The 21,184-nt window shown below is 70.0% G+C and carries 14 protein-coding genes and 1 tRNA gene; 13 read left to right on the forward strand and 2 right to left on the reverse strand.

Features of this window, described 5'->3' with window-relative positions:
- Positions 1 to 13 precede the first annotated feature (13 nt).
- The 4 genes from ACFCZF_RS25490 to pglX all read left to right on the forward strand — a co-directional run bounded on the left by ACFCZF_RS25490 (position 14) and on the right by pglX (position 7,362).
- Complete coding sequence (locus ACFCZF_RS25490) at positions 14 to 490, forward strand: hypothetical protein (RefSeq protein ID WP_376673620.1); 477 nt, start codon at positions 14 to 16, stop codon at positions 488 to 490.
- Entirely contained in the window at positions 490 to 1,929 is a 1,440-nt protein-coding gene (locus ACFCZF_RS25495; protein ID WP_376673621.1) for a KGGVGR-motif variant AAA ATPase, read from the forward strand. Before ACFCZF_RS25490 ends, ACFCZF_RS25495 begins: the two co-directional genes overlap by 1 nt.
- Complete coding sequence (locus ACFCZF_RS25500; RefSeq protein WP_376673622.1) at positions 1,926 to 3,413, forward strand: hypothetical protein; 1,488 nt, start codon at positions 1,926 to 1,928, stop codon at positions 3,411 to 3,413. Before ACFCZF_RS25495 ends, ACFCZF_RS25500 begins: the two co-directional genes overlap by 4 nt.
- Before the next feature lie 136 nt (positions 3,414 to 3,549).
- Positions 3,550 to 7,362 (forward strand): BREX-2 system adenine-specific DNA-methyltransferase PglX, encoded by a 3,813-nt coding sequence (gene pglX / locus ACFCZF_RS25505; protein WP_376673623.1) that lies wholly within the window; start codon positions 3,550 to 3,552, stop codon positions 7,360 to 7,362.
- A gap of 30 nt (positions 7,363 to 7,392) precedes the next feature.
- On the opposite strand, the gene ACFCZF_RS25510 is transcribed toward pglX, so the two are convergent.
- Both ACFCZF_RS25510 and ACFCZF_RS25515 read right to left on the reverse strand, forming a co-directional pair.
- Complete coding sequence (locus ACFCZF_RS25510; RefSeq protein ID WP_376673624.1) at positions 7,393 to 7,689, reverse strand: GntR family transcriptional regulator; 297 nt, start codon at positions 7,687 to 7,689, stop codon at positions 7,393 to 7,395.
- A 123-nt stretch (positions 7,690 to 7,812) separates the two neighbouring features.
- The gene (locus ACFCZF_RS25515; RefSeq protein ID WP_376673625.1) at positions 7,813 to 8,109 is read right to left on the reverse strand and encodes a GntR family transcriptional regulator; all 297 of its coding nucleotides are present in this window, start codon (positions 8,107 to 8,109) and stop codon (positions 7,813 to 7,815) included.
- A 171-nt stretch (positions 8,110 to 8,280) separates the two neighbouring features.
- Here ACFCZF_RS25515 and ACFCZF_RS25520 point away from each other — a divergent pair, with 171 nt between their 5' ends.
- The 9 genes from ACFCZF_RS25520 (at position 8,281) to ACFCZF_RS25560 (ending at position 21,097) form a co-directional block, all read left to right on the forward strand.
- A complete protein-coding gene (locus tag ACFCZF_RS25520) occupies positions 8,281 to 8,631 on the forward strand; it encodes a hypothetical protein (protein WP_376673626.1) in 351 nt (116 codons plus the stop codon).
- The gene (locus tag ACFCZF_RS25525) at positions 8,628 to 8,996 is read left to right on the forward strand and encodes a hypothetical protein (protein ID WP_376673627.1); all 369 of its coding nucleotides are present in this window, start codon (positions 8,628 to 8,630) and stop codon (positions 8,994 to 8,996) included. Before ACFCZF_RS25520 ends, ACFCZF_RS25525 begins: the two co-directional genes overlap by 4 nt.
- Positions 8,993 to 9,340 carry a DUF6247 family protein gene (locus ACFCZF_RS25530; RefSeq protein WP_376673628.1) on the forward strand — a complete coding sequence of 116 codons (348 nt, stop codon included), beginning with the start codon at positions 8,993 to 8,995 and terminating at the stop codon, positions 9,338 to 9,340. The genes ACFCZF_RS25525 and ACFCZF_RS25530 overlap by 4 nt, the downstream gene beginning before the upstream one ends.
- A gap of 218 nt (positions 9,341 to 9,558) precedes the next feature.
- Positions 9,559 to 13,500 (forward strand): hypothetical protein, encoded by a 3,942-nt coding sequence (locus ACFCZF_RS25535; protein ID WP_376673629.1) that lies wholly within the window; start codon positions 9,559 to 9,561, stop codon positions 13,498 to 13,500.
- The gene (gene pglZ / locus ACFCZF_RS25540) at positions 13,497 to 16,235 is read left to right on the forward strand and encodes a BREX-2 system phosphatase PglZ (protein ID WP_376673630.1); all 2,739 of its coding nucleotides are present in this window, start codon (positions 13,497 to 13,499) and stop codon (positions 16,233 to 16,235) included. Before ACFCZF_RS25535 ends, pglZ begins: the two co-directional genes overlap by 4 nt.
- Complete coding sequence (gene brxD, locus ACFCZF_RS25545) at positions 16,232 to 17,575, forward strand: BREX system ATP-binding protein BrxD (protein WP_376673631.1); 1,344 nt, start codon at positions 16,232 to 16,234, stop codon at positions 17,573 to 17,575. Before pglZ ends, brxD begins: the two co-directional genes overlap by 4 nt.
- Positions 17,575 to 19,770: a DEAD/DEAH box helicase gene (locus tag ACFCZF_RS25550; protein ID WP_376673632.1), complete on the forward strand. Its 2,196-nt coding sequence runs from the start codon at positions 17,575 to 17,577 to the stop codon at positions 19,768 to 19,770. The genes brxD and ACFCZF_RS25550 overlap by 1 nt, the downstream gene beginning before the upstream one ends.
- Before the next feature lie 55 nt (positions 19,771 to 19,825).
- The gene (locus ACFCZF_RS25555; protein WP_376673633.1) at positions 19,826 to 20,956 is read left to right on the forward strand and encodes a dihydrofolate reductase family protein; all 1,131 of its coding nucleotides are present in this window, start codon (positions 19,826 to 19,828) and stop codon (positions 20,954 to 20,956) included.
- A 67-nt stretch (positions 20,957 to 21,023) separates the two neighbouring features.
- Positions 21,024 to 21,097: transfer RNA gene (locus ACFCZF_RS25560), tRNA-Met, on the forward strand.
- Positions 21,098 to 21,184 lie beyond the last annotated feature (87 nt).

A 21,184-nucleotide genomic window follows, 5' to 3' on the forward strand; every position in this document is an offset into this window, starting at 1 on the left:
ATAGGATCCGAATGTGCCGGAGACCTTACAAGAGGATCATTTCGCCAAGGCGGCGAAGCGTCACTTCGACGATGCGGACTATGTCCACCGCGACAGCCGCCTGCCGACCGCCGACCACCTCTACGGTTTCGCGGCGGAGTGCGCCATCAAGAGTCTGCTGCTGCGCTTCACGGATGTGGAGATGGGTCCGTCCAACAAGCCGGAGATCGCGCACCCGGCCCCGCCGGGGGACGATCCCGACCGGACCCTTCAGTTCGGCCACATCAACGAACTGGTCAGGGAGATCAAGCTGCTGGCACACGGCCGTACCGGCGCGCCGCTGCACGCAGCGCTCGACGGCGATCTGCGTGTCTTCAGACGATGGCACGTCAGCAGCCGTTACTCGGACGGGGCCTACGCCCAGGCCGAGGTGGTGCAACGCCGTTGTGACGCCGCCCGCCGCATACTCGTCCTGCACGAACAGGCCCTGCTCAACGGAAGGCTTCCCTGATGTCCGCCGCGCTCCCCGTCCGCTTCGACCAGGCCCGGGAGCGTGCCTTCGAAGCCGCCCGTGAAGTCGCCGGGCAAGGCTTCCCCGTGGTGCTGGTCCGCGACGTGCTCGGGCGTTTCTCGCTCGTCGTCGACGACTCCGGGAAGGACAAGGGCGCGGTACGCGGGCTGGTGGCGGGCTGGGAGGCGGTGTTCTCCGACGGACTGGGACGGTACCGGTCCGGCCAGCCCGTGCTGTTGGCCTCGGACATGTTCTCGGCGGACACCCTGCTGGGCTCGCCGCGTGCGGTGGCCGACCAGGACGGCCCGAGCGGTCCGGACTCCGTCCGCTTCATCGACAACACCGTTGTCGGCGAGGACTGGGCGATGGTCCGTATGCCGGACAACGGGGACGCCGATGGCCGCCCGCATCGCACCGCGCTGTACGGGTTCAAAGGCGGCGTGGGCCGTACGACCGCGATGGCGATACTGGCCCGGCACCTGGCCGACCGGGGCCACGCCGTCCTGGTCGTCGACCTCGACCTGGAATCCCCGGGGGCGGGCCCGCTCCTCATGGGCCGCGAACTGCCCCCGCACGGGCTGGTGGACCACCTGGTCGAGGACGCGGTCGGCAACGCCGACGGCCTGGAGATGGTGGCCCGCACCCCCTACGCCCCACCCCGCGCGGCGGACGGCCGGTACGGGGAGCTGTGGGTGGCCCCGGCCCGGGGCAGCGGCACGCCGGACGCTCGTTACGCGTACGTCGACAAACTGAACCGCGTCTACGCGGACACTGCCGACGCGTCCTTCGCGGAGCGGCTGGAGCGGGCGGTGTGCGCCTGCGAGGACACGATGGAACGGGACAGCGACACCGGTCGCCGCCCGGATGTCGTCCTCCTGGACAGCCGTGCCGGCATCCACGACGTCGCGGCTGTCGCGATCTCCCGGCTGAGCGACCTGGCCCTGTTGTTCGCCGGGAACAACGACCAGACGTGGATGGGCTACCAGGACCTTTTCACCGCCTGGCAGACCACGGGACAGGCGGCGCGCATCCGGAGCCGGTTGCGGATGGTCGCCTCGATGGTGCCCGACTCCGTGCACCACCCGATGGAGACGTACCTGGCGGACTTCCGCAGGCGTGCCTTCGAATGCTTCGACGAGGTCCTCTACGACACCGTCGAGCCGGTCGACGTGCATGCCGACGACGCGCTTGCCGACGCCGTGGCCGCGGCGAGGGACGACGTGTTCGCCCCACCCCTGACCGACGATCAGGCACCGCACTGGGCCATCCCCATCCTGTTCGACCCTGGCCTGGTCGGCATGGACGCGATCAACGCGCCGGGCTGGCAGGACCGCGCCTTCGTGCAGGCCGCGTACCGTGACTTCCTGGCTGCGGCCACTCCGCTGATCGAGCAGGAGCTGTGCGCCGGACGGGACAAGGAAGGGACGCGAGACAGGTGACGAACGAGCAGGCCCTCACCCCCGCCGAGTACCGCGCTCTCCTGACGGCGGCCCTGCGGGAGTCCGGTCACGCCGACACCAGCCGCCCCACCGCGCACACCCTGTTCATGCCGGACTCGCACCGCACCGCGCTCTACGTCGACAACGTGGTGGTACCGGGCGGACGGGGTGTGGGCAAGACCTTCTGGTACCACACGCTCCTGGACGAGCGCCTGCGCGAGCTGGCCGCCACGGAGTACCGCATCAACCGGCTCCGCCGCCTGAAGGTCCACCCCGGGCACGGACTGGACCTGAAGTCAGAGCTGTACCCGGGACCGCCCGCGCTCCGTGCCCTGGTCGAGGCGAAGGAGGACCCGTACTACATCTGGTACGCGGTGCTGCTGACGGCGCTCGGGCAGGTGGAGCTGCGGGACCTGCTGGAGTGGCGGGACAAGGCTGCGTGGGTGCGTGCCAACCCCGGCGCCGCACAGCGCACCCTGGAGCGGGCGGACGAGGAAGCCCACGCGGCCAAGATCGTCCACCTGCTCCTCTTCGACGCCCTCGAACACTTGCACCCGGAGCGCGCGCACGCGGACCGGCTGGTCGTGGGCATCCTGCGGCTCGCGCTGGAGATGCGGTTCGGCACGCGCAACATCCGGCTCAAGGTCTTCATCCGCCCCGACATGTTCGCGTCGGCACAGGCCGCCTTCGCCGACGCGTCGAAGCTGTCCGGTTATGCGGCGGCCCTGGAGTGGACGCAGACGGACCTGTACGGGCTGATGTTCCACTGCCTGGGCAACGAGGACGAGGACGAGCCCGAGCTGGCGCGGCGGTTCCGTGAGGTCACTGGTGGCTGGGAGGACGAAGTGGCCGGTACGCGGCACGTCCCGCCGATGCTGATGCGCAACGACGCCTTCGTCCAAGAGGCGCTCTTCGGCAAGATCGCCGACCCGTTCATGGGCGGCAACTACCGCAAGGGCAAGCCCTACACCTGGCTGCCGAACCATCTGATGGACGGTAAGGGGAAGACGAGTCCCCGCAGCTTCCTCCAAGCCCTGGCCACGGCGGCGGAGGCGACGCGCTCGGCGAACCCGGCGCATGACCGTGCCCTGCATCACGAGGCGATCCGCGTGGGCGTGCAGGACGCGTCGAAGCGGCGGGTGAAGGAGGTCGGCGAGGACACGCCGTGGGTGAAGCTGGCGATAGAGCCGTTGATCGGCTGCCAGGTGCCCATCGAGGAGTCGATGGTCCTCAAGCTGTGGAAGGAAGCGGGTCTGTCCGGTGTGCTGGCCGATGACGCGGCGCGATACGTACAGGCCGACAGGCCCGAGCATGTCCGCACCGGCCCACGACACCCGGACGACCTGCCCCGGCTCATCAAGGAGCTGATCGACCTGGGCGTGATGACGGAGCCCCGCAGCGACGGCCGGCTCGACCTGCCCGACGTGTACCGGATCGCGTTCGGGCTGGGGCGCAGGGGCGGGGTTCCCAAGCCCAAGCCGTAGGGGGGCGGCGGCTGGTCCTTGTCACCGCAGGCCCGGCGGGCGCCATAGCACTCTCACTTTGCAAAGTCGACCTGGCAGGATGGGCGGGCACGCCGTGTCCACACGGCGGGTGGGTCGGGATGGAGAGTGTTCACCGGTGTCGTCTGCGGAAGTCCGGGGCGTTCAGTCGCCCGCATCGTCCGAGGAGAGCGCGTCGCCGCGCCACGAGACGTTGCTGAAGGACCTGCAGAAGCAGGTCGCGTTGCTGGAGGCGGATCTCAGGGAGCGGGCGGCCCGTGAGGAGTTTGCGTCCTCGCTGGTCGCCGAGTACGAGCGCGCCGACGGCGAGGGCCGGGTCGGCGTCGGCTACGAGACATGGCTCGACGACCGCCTCGTGCAGATCGCCGCCGCGTGGGTGCTGGCCTGCGTCTTCGTCCGCTTCAGCGAGGACAACGGGCTGATCCCGGACGCGTGGCTGTCGGGTCCGGGGGAGCGGCTCGCCGAGGCGCAGGACCGGCACGACGACTACTTCCGGGCGCACCCGGAGCACAACGACCGGGACTGGCTGTTCGAGGCATTCAGGGCATTGAGTGACGCCCACCCGACGGCGGCCGGTCTGTTCGACGAGCGGTTCAACCCGCTGTGGGAGGTCGCCCCGTCGTACGGGGCCGCGACCCGGCTGCTCTCCTTCTGGCGCGAGCGCGATGCGGAGGGGCAGGTCCGGCACGACTTCACCGACCCCGAGCTGGACACGCGTTTCCTTGGTGACCTGTATCAGTACCTGTCCGAGCATGCCCGGAAGACGTACGCGCTGCTTCAGACCCCGCGGTTCGTGGAGAAGTTCATCCTCGACCTGACGCTGGAACCGGCCGTGGAGGAGTTCGGCCTCGACCCGGTGTGGAAGCACCGGCCGGACGGCTGGCGCGGCGAGATCGACGAGGACGGGCAGGTGCGGGGGCTGCGCTGCATCGACCCCGCGTGCGGCTCCGGGCACTTCCTGCTCGGCTTGTTCGAGCGGATCTTCAACAAGTGGCGTGAGCTGGAGCCCGGTACGGACCGGTGGGTTCTCGTCCGGCGTGCGCTGGAGTCTGTTCACGGCGCGGACAAGAACCCCTTCGCTGCATCGATCGCGCGATTCCGGTTGCTTGTCGCCGCGCTGAAGGAGGGCGGCGTACGGGAGCTTCGACGGGCGCCTGCGATGCCTATTCGGGTGGCGGTGGGGGATTCGCTGCTGCACGGGCGGGAGGCGGGGCAGGAGGCCGACGCGACGTTCGACGACCTCACGCGCCGAGAGGTGTTCACGTACCGGACGGAGGACGTCAAGGAGTACGTCCGGGAGGTGGACCTCCTGGGGCGCGGTTCGTATCACGTGGTGGTGGCGAATCCGCCGTACATCACGGTGAAGGACAAGCGGGAGAACCAGAATTACCGGGATGTGTACTGGGCCTGCTCGGGCAAGTACGCGCTGTCGGTGCCGTTCGCTCAGCGGATCTTCGAGCTGGCGCTGCGGGCGGGGGGTAGTTATCAGGACGGTGGCTTCACCGGGCAGATCACGGCGAACTCGTTCATGAAGAGGGAGTTCGGCAAGGTTCTGATCGAGTCGTTCTTCCATGGAGGGCCGTATAAGGACCCGAAGAGTAAGCGGAAGCGTGACTTCGGTGGTGTGGATCTGACGCACGTCATCGATACGTCCGGGGCTTACATTCCGGGGCATGGGACGCCGACGGTGATTCTGGCGGGGCGGAATCAGGTGGCTCGGCAGGCTAAGCCGATTCGGGCGGTGCTGGGTGTGCGGGGCGAGGCCACCGTTCCTAAAGATGGCACGCTTGGGCCGGTCTGGATGGCGATCACTGAACAGGTAGATAAACCTGGAAGTGAGTCTGAATGGGTTAGTTCTGTGGACCGCTCACGGGAGAGCTTCGCACGGTACCCCTGGAGCCTTTCAGGGGGTGGCGCTGCTGACACCTTCTCAAAGATAGAAAGTAGCCATTGCCGCCTAGAGAGTATGTTGGAGCGACCCATTGGGTTCGCCAGCTTCCCTGGCCAGGATGAGGCTTTCTTTCTCTCGGAATCTTGGTTCCGAAATCGCCCCGGCGCAGCTGGTCTAAAGCGAATGCTTATCACTGGAGATGTCGTTCGCGACTGGTCTGAAAGATGCGAAATCCCCGCGCTAGTGCCATACGGGGATGATTTGCGACCCATTGCCTTCGATGGGCGGACTGACTGGGGGCGGCACCTGTGGCACCTTCGTGAGGTCCTCGGGTCGACCACTGGGTTCGATGGCGTCACCCGAGCTGAGGCGGGTGAAGATTGGTGGACGTGGTACCGATGGGTGCCTGAACGGTACAAGAATCCGCTATCCATCACATATGGAGAGGTGGCAACGCATAACCACTTCGTGCTGGATCGAGGTGGGAAGGTGTTCAAGCAGACGGCGCCAGTGATTAAGTTGCCTGGCGCGGCTGATGAGAGTGACCATCTGCGGATCTTGGCACTTTTGAATTCATCGACCGCGTGCTTCTGGCTGAAGCAGGTGAGTCACGATAAAGGGATTCGCGGAGAGGGAGGTGGGTTTACTAGTAGTGAATGGGAGCGTTTTTATCAATTCGGCTCCTCTAAGCTGCAAAAGTTTCCAGTTCCAGCAACTCAGCCTCTCGAGCTATCCCGTGAAATCGACGCACTTGCTCAGAGGTTGGCCCAGTATGAGCCCTCTGCTGTGGCTTATTCCTGCGCTCCCAACCGCACGGTCCTTGATGGCGCCGCCGAGGCGCAAGGCCGTATCCGAGCGCGAATGATTCTTCTTCAGGAGGAGCTGGATTGGGCCGTCTATGCAGCCTATGGGTTGCTCACCCGAAGAGAGGTAGAGGCGGCCACTTTGCTTAGTCACCCAGCCGATTTGTCCGATGATGAGGTGCCGCAGCTCGAATTGGGTCAAAGGGCCTTTGAAATCGTGCTGAAACGCGAGGTCGATGCGGAAGGGCCTAGCAGCGCGTGGTTCGAGCGGCACCGGTCGCTGAGTACGGCTGTTTCCGACATCCCTGCCGACTGGCCGAGTGGCTACAAGGATGTAGTGCAGGCTCGGCTCGACCTCATCGCCTCCAACAAGGACATTCGGCTCCTCGAACGTCCCGAGTACAAGCGCCGTTGGTCCGTCGAGGAGTGGAGCAAGCGAGAGGCTGCCGCGCTCAGCGCATGGCTGCTGGACGCTGCCGAGAAAGAGGAGTTGTGGTTCGGTGAGCGGGGTGACTACACCTCTCCTCGCACCCTCACCGTCTACCAGCTCGCCGACGCCCTGCGTCACGACGAGGACGTGCAATCCGTTGCCGCACTCTACGCCGCTGATCACCTCAAGAAGCCCGAGGCGTCCCTCGCTACCGTGCTCCAGGCCGTCATCGAGAACGAGCACGTCCCCTACCTCGCCGCCCTCCGCTACAAGGAGTCCGGCCTGCGCAAGCGAGCCCAGTGGGAGCGGGTCTGGGACCAGCAGCGCGAGGAGGACCGTACCGGCGAGCGGCTCGACATCAAGGTTCCGCCGAAGTACAGCGGGGCCGATTTCCTCCGGCACTCCTACTGGTCCAACCGCGGCAAGCTCGACGTGCCGAAGGAGCGGTTCATCTCCTATCCCGGTGCCTCCACCGACAGCGACCCCTCCCTGCTGCTGGGCTGGGCCGGCTGGAACCATCGGGATCAGGCCGAGGCCCTCGTCAACCTCATCAGCGACCGTGCCGAGCAGGACGGCTGGAAGCGGGAGGATCCCAGGTTCGTGCCGCTGCTGGCCGGGCTGCTGGAGATCATGCCCTGGGTCCGCCAGTGGTACGACGAGTACGACGAGGAGTGGGGCGACAACCCCGCCCGCGAGTTCCAGACCGCGCTGAACAAGGGCTGCGCCGACCGGCATCTCTCTGAGCCCGACCTCCGTGACTGGCGTCCCGAGAAGGGGCGAGGCGGCCGTAGGAAGGCCGCTCAGTAGCGACACGGCGAGGGCAACAGGGCGGGATCGTCACTCGGCGTTCCCGGCCTCGGTTTCGGATGCCCTGGTCGGCAGTTGCTCCACAACGAAAGAGCCCTTGCCGCGCACGGTGACGATGAGGCCTCGCTCGCGGAGTTCCTGCGCGGTTCGTCGCGCAGTGAGCCGCGCGACGCCGTACTCGTCGGCGAGATGGTTCTCCGAGGGGATGGGCCTGTCCGGGGCCAGTTCCCCTGACTCGATCTTCTTGGCGATGACGTCGGCCAGCTGAACATAGAGCGGCCTCGCGCTCATTGGGTCCAGGGCGGGCGGTTGTTCTGTATCGCTCATATACCCAAGGTAGGCATGTACTGATGTCCCCGTTCGAGTGAATCCCTCTGTACTTGTATGCAGAGGGCTACACCTGAAAGTAGCTTCTGTGGTGTAAGCCCGGACCGAGTGCAGAGGGAGGCCTCAGTCGACGGTCTCTCCTTCGTTTCCGGAGTTGCCGGAGGCTGGCTCCTTCGCGCACACGAAGGTCCCTTTGACAGGAACAGTGATGAGTAGCCCTTGATCCCGCAGGTCACGGATGGCCCGGCGGACGGTGTTGACCGCCACGCCGTACTCCTCCGCGAGGTCTCGCTCGCCGGCGAGACGTGCGCCCACGGGAAGCCGCCCCGTCCGAATCTGCTCGGAGATGTGGTGCACCACTTGCAGGTACACATACACGTGACTCGTTGGGTCGGGTCGCCATTCTCGCTGATCGGCCATAACCGCACGCTAAAACGCTGACCAGCAGACAGCCACGTACGAGTGCAACCGTCTGCTACCTATTGCATGCAGGCGCTACCTAGTGCAGTGTACTCACGAAAAACAACGAAAGACCCCGGCGAGGTGGCTAGACCTCCCGGGGCACGGCCAACGCTTCGAAGGAGCGTCAACATGCCCAACCTTATCCGCCGCATCGCCCACTGGCTCACCCTTCTCCTCGGCCCCGGTACCGGAACCCACCGAGCAGGCGCCCCCCGCCACCGAGCCCCGCGCCCCACCCACCGCACCCCACAAACCGCCGCCCCCGCGCGCCTCCCCCTCCACCACTCCCCTTATTGCCGTCACCTCCCCCTCGACGGCGCCGCCTCCCGCCTGGTCCGCCCCTACCTCGCCGCCCACGAACACGCGCAGGAGCAGGAGCGCCGACGGCATCGCCGACTCGCCCTCGTCCTCGCCGCCGACTTCGGGGTCGACCTCGACCAGCACATCGTCGGCGCCGAGCAGCGGACGGTGGCCGCGTGAGGTATCAGGCCGCCCCTCTCCGCCTTCTCCCGTGGCTGTCACCGGAAGGCAAGTCCTGCTACCTCGCCCCCGGCAGCAACGGCGGGATCATCACCCGCCTCGCCGACGAGACGGAGGCCCGGCAGCTCGCCGAAGGGCTGGATGTGTGCAGTTCGGCCCGCCGCGTGCTGGACGATCCGCTCACCCCGAACGCCGAGGTCCGCTACACCGCGATCCGGCTCACCGAATGCCTCGCCGACGCCCTGAGGGTCGCGGAGTCCCGAGGCCGACGCCTGGCCGACGACGGCACCGACGACCCTGGTGACGAACCCACCCCCGAGGCCGGCAACAGCGCCGCTGACCGTGACTCGGGAGCACGCCGATGACCGCTCACATCGCAGAACCCACGCCGGGCGTCCCGCCCATGCCCGAGCGGAACCCGAAGGCGCTTCGCGCTGCCATCGCCCAGCACGCTCCCCAGCTGCTGCCCGACTTCGACGAGCACTGGAAACGGGCGATCGCCGACACCTTCGACGTCGGGCCGCTTCCCGCGTTCATGGCCCGCTGGTGGGGTGAGTACGCGATCGCCCGTGATCCGGAGCTGGACGCGCACATGGCAGATCTCCACCACCGCGCGGCGGAGTCCACCGACCTCGCCGAGGCCAAGGGCCTTCTCGAAGAGGCGTCGGAGATCCGCCACAAGGTGCGGAAGACGGAGCCCGGCGCGTGACCGGGCTTCCGATGCCCCATCGGAAGCCCCTCGACCGACCACGCGGGACGGCATCCGGCCCCGGCGGGCAGTCACCCCCGGTCCCGCACACCCCCCGCCCCCGCCCCGCCGAGCTGGCAGGATGGAGGGGTTGTGTGCGGGGCCCGGGTGACCGCTGGGCCGCGCCGGGCAGCCGGCCGGGTGGCGGTCGGGTGGGACGTGGGAAGCAGGGGCGGCAGATGGCCAGGGGCGGCGGAAATGTCGTACTGAAGGACGTTCTCGACATCAAGGAGGACGCCCACGCCGGCGACTTCAAGATCGAGCTGTCCCGAGGGTTCGGCGACGACTCGGCCGGTTCCGTCGCGGACTACGTCGTCACGGAGCAGTTGGCGAAGGAGTTCGACAAGGCGCTGAGGCTGGTTCGCGGCGCCGTCCGGAAGAACAGCTCGTACGCCGCCTACCTGCACGGATCCTTCGGCTCCGGTAAGAGCCACTTCCTGACCGTGCTGCACGCCGTGCTGAACGGCGAGCCGTCCGTCCAGGGCAAGCCCCGGCTGCGCGAGGTCGTCGCGGAGCACCGCGAGTGGCTCGGCGGCCGGAAGTTCCTCATGGTGCCGTACCACCTGATCGGCGCCGACAACCTGGAGTCCGCCCTGCTCGGCGGCTACGTCAAGACCGTACGGGCGCTGCCCGGCAACGTGCCCGTGCCGACTGTGTACAAGTCGGACGCGCTGCTGGCCGACGCCCGCGCGCTGCGCGAGTCCGTTGGTGACGAGGCCTTCATCCGGCTCCTGGGCGACGCGGCCACCGCCGGGCCCCAGGCGGCCGGGGACGGCCTGGCCCCCATCGGTAGCGCGTCCGCCGTCGCAGGAGACCTCGCGCCCATCGGGTCCGGAACCGCCGCCCCCTGGACCGGCGACCAGCTCAACGCCGCCTTCGCCGCGCCCGCCGGGGACAAGGGGCGGGAGCGGCTGGTGTCCGCCCTGGTCAACGGGCCCATGAAGTCGTACGCCGGTGGCGTCGGCGGGTTCCTGTCGCTCGACGACGGGCTCAGCGTGATCAGCAAGCACGCCCGCTCCATCGGGTACGACGGCGTGGTGCTGTTCCTGGACGAGCTGATCCTCTGGCTCCAGGCCCGAATGCGGGAGCGGACCTGGGTCAACGAGGAGATCCAGAAGCTCGTCAAGCTGATCGAGTCGGACAACCCCGACCGGCCCGTCCCGATCGTCTCCTTCATCTCCCGCCAGCGTGACCTGTCCCAGCTCGTCGGCAAGGACATCCTCGGCTCCGACGTGCAGAACATGGAGCAGGCGCTGGAGTACCTGAAAGAGCGCTTCACGATCATCAACCTGGAGGACCGCAACCTCCCGGAGATCATCAAGGAGCGGGTGCTCAAGCCCAAGGCGGGGCAGGAGGACGTCCTGGAGGCGGCCTTCCGGGGCGTCGACAAGTCGAACCAGCAGGTCAAGGACGTCCTGCTGGACGACAAGGGCGTCACGCACGCCGACTGGGACGACTTCCGCGCCGTTTATCCCCTCTCGCCCGCCCTGCTGAACGTGCTCGTCGCGCTGTCCGGCGCGCTCCAGCGCGAGCGCAGCGGTCTCAAGCTCGTCCAGCAGCTGCTGGAGCGGAACGCCGACGCGCAGCTCGGCGGGCTCATCCCGCTCGGCGACCTGTGGGACGTGCTGGTCGACGAGACCGGTGCCGCCTTCACCGACCAGCTCGCACACGAGGCCGAGGCGGCGAAGAAGTTCCACGCCAAGGCGCGTCAGTTCCTGCTGGCGAAGTACGGGCGCCCCGACCACAAGGACTTCCTCGCCGACGACCGCTTCGTCAAGACCCTGCTGCTCGCCGCCCTCGCCCCGGAGGTCCCCGCGTTGCGCAGGCTCACCGGTACTCGGCTCGCCGCCCTCAACCACGGCTCCGTGCACTCGCGGACCGTTCCCGTGGGCCACAAGGTGCTGGAGCGGATGGCCGCGCTCCAGGGCGAGTTCATCACCGAGGTGCGCACCGAGGGCGACACCGACCCCGTCTTCTCGCTGCACCTGTCCGACCTGGACATCGAGCCGCTGCTCAACACGGTGGCCGGTGAGGACAAGGACGGTGTGCGCCGGGTGTGGGTGCGCGACCGGCTGTGGGAACTGTTCGGCGTCAAGCAGGGCGAGCTGCTCGACCAGAAGGACATCGTCTGGCGCGGCACCAAGCGCACCGTGGAGTTCGTCTTCGGCAACGTCTGCGACTCCGGGAAGCTCGCCGACGAGCAGTTCGCCCCGGGCACCGGCGGCAACATCCGGTTCGTCGTCGACTACCCCTTCGACGAGGACAACGACCGCACGCCGTCGTACGACTACCAGCGGGTCAAGGAGCTCCAGCAGAACGACGTGGAAGAACCCACCCTCGTCTGGCTGGCCGATTTCTTCTCCGAGCAGCGCAAGGCCCAACTCGGCCGCCTGATGCGGATCAGCTTCCTCCTGGAACGCAACCGCCTCGACGAGTTCACCCGCAACTACGCGCCCGACGACCGCGCCAAGATCCGGCGGCAGCTCGAGATGGGCCGCGACAACCTCACCAACACCCTCGTGGACTCCCTCGGCGAGGTGTACGGCATCTCCCACCCCCGGGAGGACACCAAGGGCGCCGAGGTGGTGGGCGGCCGGCACGTGCTGTCGCTGCTGCCCGCGTTCGCGCGGCCCGAGCCCGAGGGCGGCAAGACCTTTGCCGACAACGTCCTCCACCTCGCCGACGGTGTGTTCGGTGCCCTGTACGACAAGCACCCCGACTTCGGCCCCGACCCACGCAGCGGACAGCGCCGGGCCGTCACCGTGGGCGAGCTGCGGACCACCCTGGAGTGGATCACGCGGGCCATGGACGAGGAGGGCCGCGTCGAGGTCGACAACGGCCACCTCGCCACCGTCAAGCGCATCGTGGAGCCCCTGGAGATCGGTACCGTCCACGACGGGCCGCTGGTGCTGCGCGGGGAGTGGCGCACCCGGATCAACCAGGCCGCGGCCAAGCACGGCGAGCGCGAGCTGCTCAAGGTCGAGGACATCCGGCGCTGGCTCGCCGAGGACCTCGGGTACACCGGCCTCGACCGGCAGACCGAGAACCTGATCATCGCCGTGTACGCACTGCTCGACGACCGCGCCTGGGTGTTCCACTCGGGCCCGGAGACCGCCGCACCCGACCTGACGTCGATCGCTCCCGGCTGGGCCCTGCGCGCCCAGCCGCTGCCCGACAAGGACGTGTACGAGGCGGCCCGGGACCAGGCCGCCCGCCTGTTCGGCGTGCCCGCCAAGCCGAACCCGTACGCCCGCCACGTCAACAAGCTCGCCGAGGACGTGCGCGTCCGCGCCGGGAGGTTCGAGGACGACGTGATCGCCGTACGCGCCACCCTGGAGCGGCACGCGGCACTGCTCGGCCTCGACGGCCCCGACCCGGCCCCGCGCACGATCGTCCTGCGGGAGGCAGCCGGGCTGCTCGCACGGCTCACTCGGCACGCCACCGACGCCACCGCGCTGGTCGCGGAACTCGCCGGACTCTCCTACGAGACACCCGCCCGTGAGCTGGCCCAGGCCATGGAGAGCGCGGCGGAAGTCCTGGCTGCCCTGGACGGCACGGACTGGCGGCTGCTGAAGAGCGTCCGCGAGCTGACCGGCCGCGACGACAGCGTCGGCGACCGCGCGAGCCGGCTTCTCGCCCAGCTCACCGAGGCCGGCCGCGCCTCGGAGTACGAGCGGTCGCTGGTGCCGGTACTGGGCGGCGTACGGGAGACAGCGATGGCCGTCGTCGATGCCGCGCTGCGGGTCGAGCGGACCGTTCCGGTCACCCCGGAGCCGCCCGCGCCGGGGCCCGAGCAGGTGTCCCTGACCCAGCACGGGAATCCGGCCGTGCCCTCGCAGCCCGTCCTGCCGAGGCCCGCCGACGGGGAGCCGTCCGGAGCGGCGCCGACCGGAGCCTCCCTGCCGCCCGGTACGTCCGCCGGGGGCGTCCGGCGGGTCATCGGTGCGGGGACCAGTGGCCTGGAGACCCTCATGACCGAGCTGACCGCCGTACGGCAGGAGATCGAGGAGTTCCGGGCCGGGCATCCGGACGCCGAGGTGGAAATCATCTGGCGCCGGGCCGACGGCACGGACAGCACCGGCCGGGACTCCGGCGGCGCCGATACCGGAGGTACTCGTTGACGACCACGCGTCCCGTCGTCGGCCGACGCGCGATCGAGGTCCTGCTGCAGGCCGAACTGCCCAAGGCCGTGGACCGACGTCTCGTGCTGGTCGACGCCGCCTACGAGTTCCGCGGCCAGGAGACCGAGTTCGGTCTGCGCATCGACGGCAGGACCCACTGGGTGCGGGTCAGTGACCAGGACTCCGTGCTCGGTATCACCGACGCCTGGCAGCGCCACCGCGCCGAGGCCGAGCCGGACCGCGCCGACGTCCTCGTCGTCACCGGGCAGGTCCCCGCCGACCAGCTCGGCTGGGACCTGCGGGCGCACGCCGTACGTCACCACCCCCTGGCCGTCGACCGCGCCGACATCGTCAAGCAGCTCTTCGGCGCCGCCGACCTGGACACCCGCATGGCCGGGGAACGCTGGCTCCTCGACGCCCTCCTTGAGGCCGAGCCGGTCGACGGCTGGCCACGCGTCGGCGCGGTCCTCACCCGCGACCGCGCGGTGCGGGCCCTGATCGCCGCACGGCTCGGGATCGGTGACACCGTCTCCGAAACTCTCGACCTCGACGCCGACACCCTGTTCGTGTGGTCCCGGAACGTTACCGGGCCGGCACGCTACGCCGCGCTGTCCGCGGCCGAGCGGGACGGAATCGGCGCATGGCTCGCCATGACAGTGGGGTTCGCCGCTCCGACCTTGCTGGCTCTCGCCGCCGACGGGCGGGGCACGGACGCCCTGCCGCTGGGCGCCCTCGCCTCCGCCGCGCTGTCCTCCACCGCGGCAGAGGCCGCCGGGTTCGCCCTCGGTACGCTCTTCGGCTCGGCGCTGGCCTCCTTCGACGCCCTGCGGCCCTTCGCCAACGCCGCGACCGGCGTCCTCAGCCGCTGGATCGCCCAGGCCGAGGGCAGCGGGCCACAGCGCGGCGCGGCCCGCGACCGCGTCCTCGACGTCCTCGACCACGCCGACCGGCTCGCCGCCGATGCCCGACTCAGCCCTTTGATCGGCGCCGACCGGTTGCTCCCCTCCGGGTACCGGGCGCGGCTGCGCGCTCTGGCCGCCATCCTCGACGGACCCGCGGCGCCCGCTGAAGCCGCCCTGCGGGAACTGACCGAGCACCAGCTGAGCGGGCTGTACGCGGAGTCCACGGAGACCGCCCGCACCGCGGTACGGCTCGTGCGCTGGATGCGGGCGCCCCTGCCGGAAGTGGAGTCGGTGGCCCAGGGCGTGCGCACCCACCTGGCTTCGTCCGGCTGGGCCGACCTGGCCGTGGGCGTCCTCGCCGAAGGGGAGAGCTCCCGGGACCCGGCCGTCGCCGACGCCTACCAGCGGCTGATAGGAGCCGTACGCGCCCGCCGCGCCGGACTCGACGAGGCGTTCGCCCGCAAGCTCACCCGGTGGGCCGAAACCGCCTGCCAGCAGGCACCGGGCGGCGCCCTGCTGATCGAGGACGTTCTCGCCCAGGCGGCGGCGCCCCTCGCCCGCGACGGCGGCCGGCCCCTGATCCTCGTCCTGGACGGCATGAGCGCCGATGTCGCCGTCCAGCTCGCCGGGGAGCTGGACCGGCGCGTGTGGACCGAGGTGGTGCCCAAGCCCCGTGAGGGAGCCCGGCCTGCCCGGCAGGCCGCCGTGTCCATGCTGCCGTCCGTCACCCGGCCCAGCCGCACCTCCCTGCTGTGCGGGCAGCCGGCCGAGGGCGGACAGGACAGGGAACGCAGCGGATTCACCACCTTCTGGAAGAAGCGCCACCGGGGCGCCCACCTCTTCCACAAGGGCGGCTTCGAAGGCCCGCCCGGTCACCGGCTGGCACCGGAACTGCTCCAGGCGCTCGCCACCGACGACATCGTCGCCGTCGTCGTCAACACCATCGACGAGGCGCTGGACGACGGCCGGGAGGGCGCCCGGGGACGCTGGTCGATCGGCGACATCGCCAAACTGCCCGACCTGCTGAACGCCGCCCGCGACTACGGCAGGCCCGTCCTGCTCGTCTCCGACCACGGCCACGTCCTCGACCGCACCCCGCGCGGGCGGCAGCAGCCCTCCGCAGAGGGAGTCGAAGGCGCCCGCTGGCGCACCGGTACGCCGGGCGACGGCGAGATCACGGTGTCCGGGCCACGGGTGCGTACGCCTGGCGGCCGGGCCGTCCTGCCCTGGCGCGAGGACCTCCGTTACACCGCCCGCCAGGCCGGATACCACGGCGGAGCCTCCCTGGCAGAAGTCACCGTTCCCGTGATCACTCTCGTACCGTCCGCCGACCAGATCCCGGCCGGATGGACGCTGCTGCCCATCGAGGACATCGCTCCCGGCTGGTGGCGAGGCAGCGACGAACACCCGCCCGCCGCATCCGTGTCTGACACCCGGACCCCCGCGGGCGGGACACGCCGACAGAAGCTGGAGCCGCAGAGCGAGGGCATCTTCGAGGTGCCGGGTCAGGGTTCGCTCGGGGAACGGACCGTGCGGTCGGATCCCTACAAGGCTCAGCGCGAGTTCGTACGGCTCGCCCCGGCGGACAAGGCCGTCGCCGCCGTACTCGACGCACTGCTCACGGCGGGCGGGAAACTGTCGCCCGGAGCGGTGGCGGCTGCGGCACAGGCGGCCACGGGCAAGTCACAGCGCAACCCCGAGCGATTCGCCACCGTGCTGGAACGCCTCCTCAACATCGACGGTTACCCCGTGCTCCAGCTCATCGAGTCCGGACGCACCGTCCAGCTCGACAAGGCGCTGCTCGTGCAGCAGTTCCTGGGAGAACCGGCATGAGCGGCGGGCCCGCACCCGGAACGGACATCAGCCTCGTCCGCAGGCGCGACGTGATCGACGCCCTGCGGCGGGGCACCGTGCCCCAGGCCGGTCTCGGCCTGTTCGCCGTCGGCCTGGAGCGCTTCGAGACCGCCCTCGACGACGACCTCGCCATCGTCGCCCGCGGTGGCTCCGCCTTCCACGCGCTGCGCGGCGAGTACGGCTCCGGCAAGACGTTCTTCGCGCGCTGGCTCGCCGAACGGGCCAAGCGGCAGGGGCTCGCCGTGAGCGAGGTGCAGATCTCCGAGACCGAGACGCCGCTGCACCGCCTGGAGACCGTCTACCGTCGGCTCGGCGAGCGTCTCACCACGGTGACCCACCCGCCGTCCGCGCTCCGGGCCGTGGTCGACTCATGGTTCTACGCACTCGAGGAGGAGGTCCTCGACGGCGGTGAGGCCGCCGAGGACGACGAGGAGGCGCTGGCCGAGGCGGTCGACGCGCTGCTGGAACGCCGGCTCACCGACGTGGCCCGCACCACCCCGGCCTTCTCCGCGGCCCTGCGCGGCTACCGGCGGGCCGTGGCGGCCGGGGACGGTGCGGGCGCGGAGGCGCTGATCGCCTGGCTCGGCGGGCAGCGCTCCGTGGCGGCGTCCGCGAAGCGCGCCGCCGGCGTCCGGGGCGACCTCGACCACTTCGCCGCTCTCGGCTTCCTCCAAGGTCTGCTCACCGTGCTGCGGGACTGCGGGCACCCCGGGCTGCTCCTCGTCCTCGACGAGGTCGAGACCCTCCAGCGGGTGCGCAGCGACGTGCGCGAGAAGTCCCTGAACGCGCTGCGGCAGCTCCTCGACGAGATCGACGCGGGCCGCTTCCCCGGACTGTTCCTCGTCATCACCGGCACACCGGCCTTCTACGACGGTCAGCAGGGCGCGCAGCGCCTGGCGCCGCTCGCCCAGCGACTGGCCACCGACTTCACCACCGACCCGCGGTTCGACTCACCGCGGGCCGTGCAGCTGCGCCTGCCCGGCTTCGACCTGACCTCCCTCGGCGAGCTGGGCCGCAAGGTACGGGACCTGTACGCGGGGGCCGCCCGCCATCCCGAACGGCTCACCGAGCGGGCCGACGACGCCTACCTCGACGAACTGGCGCGCGCGGTCACCGGATCGCTCGGTGGCAAGGTCGGCGTCGCGCCGCGGCTCTACCTGCGCAAGCTCGTCGCCGACATCCTGGACCGCGTGGACGAGTTCGCCGACTTCGACCCGCGCGCCCACTACGCGCTCACCGTCAACACTGAGGAGCTGACGGAGACCGAACGGAACGCGGCCGTGAGTGCCGCGGAGATCGCCCTGGACCTGGACCCGTGATGAGCGACACCGGCGCAGGCGAACACCCGCACGCGGGAGAGGAGCTCGCCGACGTCTTCGACCTGCTCGACCCGGTCCTTGGCCACCACATCGTCAACTCGCTGGGCTGGCGTTCCCTGCGTCCCCTCCAGGAGGCGGCGATCGAACCGCTCCTCGGCGGCGAGGACGCGCTGCTGCTCGCCCCCACGGCCGGCGGCAAGACCGAGGCCGCCGCCTTTCCGCTCCTGACCCGCATGGGCCGGCACGGCTGGAAGGGCACCAGCGTCCTGTACGTCTGCCCGCTCAAGGCCCTGCTCAACAATCTTCACCCCCGGCTGAGGACCTACACCGAGTGGCTGGGTCGCACCGCCGAGCTGTGGCACGGCGACATCACGACGCCGCGCCGCCGCCGCATCCTCACGCAACGTCCCGACATCCTCCTCACCACGCCGGAATCCCTGGAGTCCATGCTGGTGAGCACACACGTCGATCATCGCGCCTTCTTCTCGGGACTGCACACAGTCGTGGTCGACGAGGTGCACGCCTTCGCGGGCGACGACCGGGGCTGGCACCTGCTCGCCGTACTCGAACGCCTGAGCCGTACGGTCGGACGCCCGCTCCAGCGCGTCGGCCTCTCGGCCACCATCGGCAACCCGCAGGAGCTGTTGAGCTGGCTCCAGGGCTCGGGACGGGGGCGAAGGCCCGCCCGTGTCGTGGCCCCGCATCTGGACGGGCACTCCGACTCCCGCCAGGCAGTTTCCCCTCCGTCACCGCCGCCACCTCCCGGGAGCATCGAGCTGGACCACGTCGGTTCGGTCGCGAACGCCGCGACCGTCATCGCGGCCCTGCACCGGGGCGAGAAGCGCCTGGTCTTCTGCGAAACGCGCCGTACGGTCGAGGAACTGGGCGAACGGCTCCGTGCGAAGGGCGTCACCACCTTCCTCTCCCACGCCTCGCTCGCCGTCGACGAACGACGACGTGCCGAGGCCGCCTTCGCGGAGGAACGGGACTGCGTGATCGTGTCCACCAGCACCCTGGAACTCGGGATCGACGTGGGAGACCTGGACCGTGTCATCCAGCTCGACGCACCCTCTTCTGTCGCCTCCTTCCTGCAACGCCTCGGCCGCACCGGCCGACGCCCCGGCACGACACGCAACTGCCTCTTCCTGGCCCTGGACGGTGAAGGGCTGCTCTCCGCCGCGGCACTGCTGCTCCAGTGGTCCCGCGGATGGGTGGAGCCGGTCGTCGCCTCTCCCGAGCCACGCCACCTGGTCGCCCAGCAACTCCTGGCGCTCTGCCTGCAGGAACAGCGGGTCGGAGAGAACCTGTGGCAGGAATGGTGGAACGGCATGGGGCCCTTCGGGTCGGGCGCCGCACCCGTCGTACGTCACCTCGTGGAGCAGGGGTACCTCGACGAGGACGGCGGACTGCTGTTCGTCGGACCGGAAGCGGAACGCCGCTACGGCTACCGGCACTTCATGGACCTGACAGCGGTTTTCACGGCCCCACCCGAGTTCACCGTGTTCCACGGCCGCACCGAGATCGGACGCACCGACCCGGATCTGCTCACCGAGCACGTCGAGGGCCCACGCAAGCTGCTGCTCGCGGGGCGCAACTGGCTGGTCACCTACATCGACTGGAACCGCAGGCGCTGCTTCGTGGAACCGGCCGACGAGGGCGGACGCGCGCGGTGGAGCGGATTCGCGACCGTCCGCGTCCGTTCCTTCCACCTCGCCCGTGCCGCCCGCGACGTCCTGCTCGGGGAGGACCCGCCGGTCCGGCTGACGCCCCGCGCGGCCACCAGACTCGCCGAGGCCCGCGACAGGCACCTGCACACCGTCCACCCCGGCGGAACTCTCGTCACCCGACACACCGACGGCGACATCCGCTGGTGGACCTGGGCGGGCCACCGGGCCAACGCCACCCTCGCTGCGTCCCTGTCAGCCGTCGTCGTGCCGCATCGGCGGGCCAACGACCAGTGGGTCCAGCTCCGGGAGGACGTCACCCCCGCAAGCTGGCGTGCTGCCGTCGCCGGAGTCCCCTCGGGGCTGTGCCTGCCCGAGGTGGACGAGCGGGCCGTGCGCGGCCTGAAGTTCGCGGAGGCACTGCCGACCCGGCTCGCGGTGGCGACGCTCGCCGCGCGTACCGCGGACGTGCCCCATGCCGGCGAGGTCCTGGCGGAGCCGGTGCGGTTCGTCCGTCTCACGGGCACCTAGCGGCCCTCGGTCGTCGTTCCCAGTCCATCCGCCCGTCCCACCGGAGTGCTGCCTGATGCCCCTCCCCTACGTCCTCCTCTCCGCCGCCGTCTCCCTCGACGGCTACCTGGACGACACCGGCCCCGACCGGCTCCTGCTCTCCTCCCCGGCCGACTTCGACCGCGTCGACGAGGTGCGGGCGTCCGTCGACGCGATCCTCGTCGGCGCCGGCACGATCCGGGCCGACAACCCGCGGCTGCTGGTGAACTCGGACGAGCGGCGCGCGGCCCGGGTCGCAGCCGGGGAGGCGGAGTACCCGCTGAAGGTCACGGTCAGCGCCACCGGCGAGCTGGACCCGGCGGCGCCGTTCTGGCACACGGGCGGGGAGAAAGTGCTCCTGACCACGGACGACGGCGCCCGGCTGGCCCGCGCGCTGGGGATCGGCGCCGACGTCGTGCCGCTCGGCCCGGCACTCGACTGGCACGCGGGCCTGGAGTACCTGCACGACCGGCGGGGCGTGCGGCGGCTCATGGTCGAGGGCGGCGGGACCGTGCACACCCAGTTGTTGCAGCGGGAACTCGCCGACGAACTCCAGCTCGTTCTCGCGCCGCTGTTCGTGGGGGACCCGGCCGCGCCCCGGCTGTTCGGGCCCGGCGCCTACCAGGGTGGGCGGCTGCGGCTGGTGGAGTCGCGGCGCATCGAGGACGTGGTGCTGAACCGGTACCTGCCCACCGCGCCCGGCTCCGGTGACCGCGTGGCCGCCGCCGACCGGCACTGGCTGGCGCTCGCCTGTGAGCTGGCGGAGCTGTGCCCGCCGTCCGGGACGGCGTTCAGCGTGGGGGCGGTCGTGGTCGCCGCCGACGGGACGGAGCTGGTTCGGGGGCACTCGCGGGAGGGGGGCGACCCTGTCGTGCACGCCGAGGAGGCGGCGCTCGCGAAGGTCGACCGCGCCGATCCGCGGCTCGCGGGCGCCACCGTGTACAGCAGCCTGGAGCCCTGCGCCCGCCGCGCCTCCCGGCCCGCGCCCTGTGCGCGGCTGATCCTCGACGCCGGGGTGCGCCGCGTGGTCACGGCCTGGCGGGAGCCGGACACCTTCGTGCCGGGGGCGGACGGGAGCGGGGTGCTCGCCACCGGGGGCGCCGTCGTCGTCGTACTGCCGGAGTACGAGTGGCGGGCGAAGGCGCCGAACCGCCACCTGGAGGGGTAGCGGGAGGGGTGCGGAGATACGGATGTGCATTCCACCCCCGGGATGACGTACAGTAGAGACACAACGGCGCGGGGTGGAGCAGCTCGGTAGCTCGCTGGGCTCATAACCCAGAGGTCGCAGGTTCAAATCCTGTCCCCGCTACTCAAGGCCGAAGGCCGGAATCCATGAGGATTCCGGCCTTCGGTGTGTTTGCCCCTCGCACATGCTCTGCGTACGCGCCCCTCGCAC

Origin of the sequence: Streptomyces sp. NPDC056296, assembly GCF_042268605.1 — a bacterium.
Lineage (GTDB): Bacteria > Actinomycetota > Actinomycetes > Streptomycetales > Streptomycetaceae > Streptomyces.

Excerpts from the sequence above, each read along its gene's own strand:
- ACFCZF_RS25495 (WP_376673621.1), top strand. The coding sequence starts at position 490 with ATGTCCGCCGCGCTCCCCGTCCGCTTCGACCAGGCCCGGGAGCGTGCC.
- ACFCZF_RS25510 (WP_376673624.1), bottom strand. The coding sequence starts at position 7,689 with ATGAGCGATACAGAACAACCGCCCGCCCTGGACCCAATGAGCGCGAGG.
- ACFCZF_RS25515 (WP_376673625.1), bottom strand. The coding sequence starts at position 8,109 with ATGGCCGATCAGCGAGAATGGCGACCCGACCCAACGAGTCACGTGTAT.
- ACFCZF_RS25520 (WP_376673626.1), top strand. The coding sequence starts at position 8,281 with ATGCCCAACCTTATCCGCCGCATCGCCCACTGGCTCACCCTTCTCCTC.
- ACFCZF_RS25530 (WP_376673628.1), top strand. The coding sequence starts at position 8,993 with ATGACCGCTCACATCGCAGAACCCACGCCGGGCGTCCCGCCCATGCCC.
- ACFCZF_RS25535 (WP_376673629.1), top strand. The coding sequence starts at position 9,559 with ATGGCCAGGGGCGGCGGAAATGTCGTACTGAAGGACGTTCTCGACATC.
- brxD (WP_376673631.1), top strand. The coding sequence starts at position 16,232 with ATGAGCGGCGGGCCCGCACCCGGAACGGACATCAGCCTCGTCCGCAGG.
- ACFCZF_RS25550 (WP_376673632.1), top strand. The coding sequence starts at position 17,575 with ATGAGCGACACCGGCGCAGGCGAACACCCGCACGCGGGAGAGGAGCTC.
- ACFCZF_RS25555 (WP_376673633.1), top strand. The coding sequence starts at position 19,826 with ATGCCCCTCCCCTACGTCCTCCTCTCCGCCGCCGTCTCCCTCGACGGC.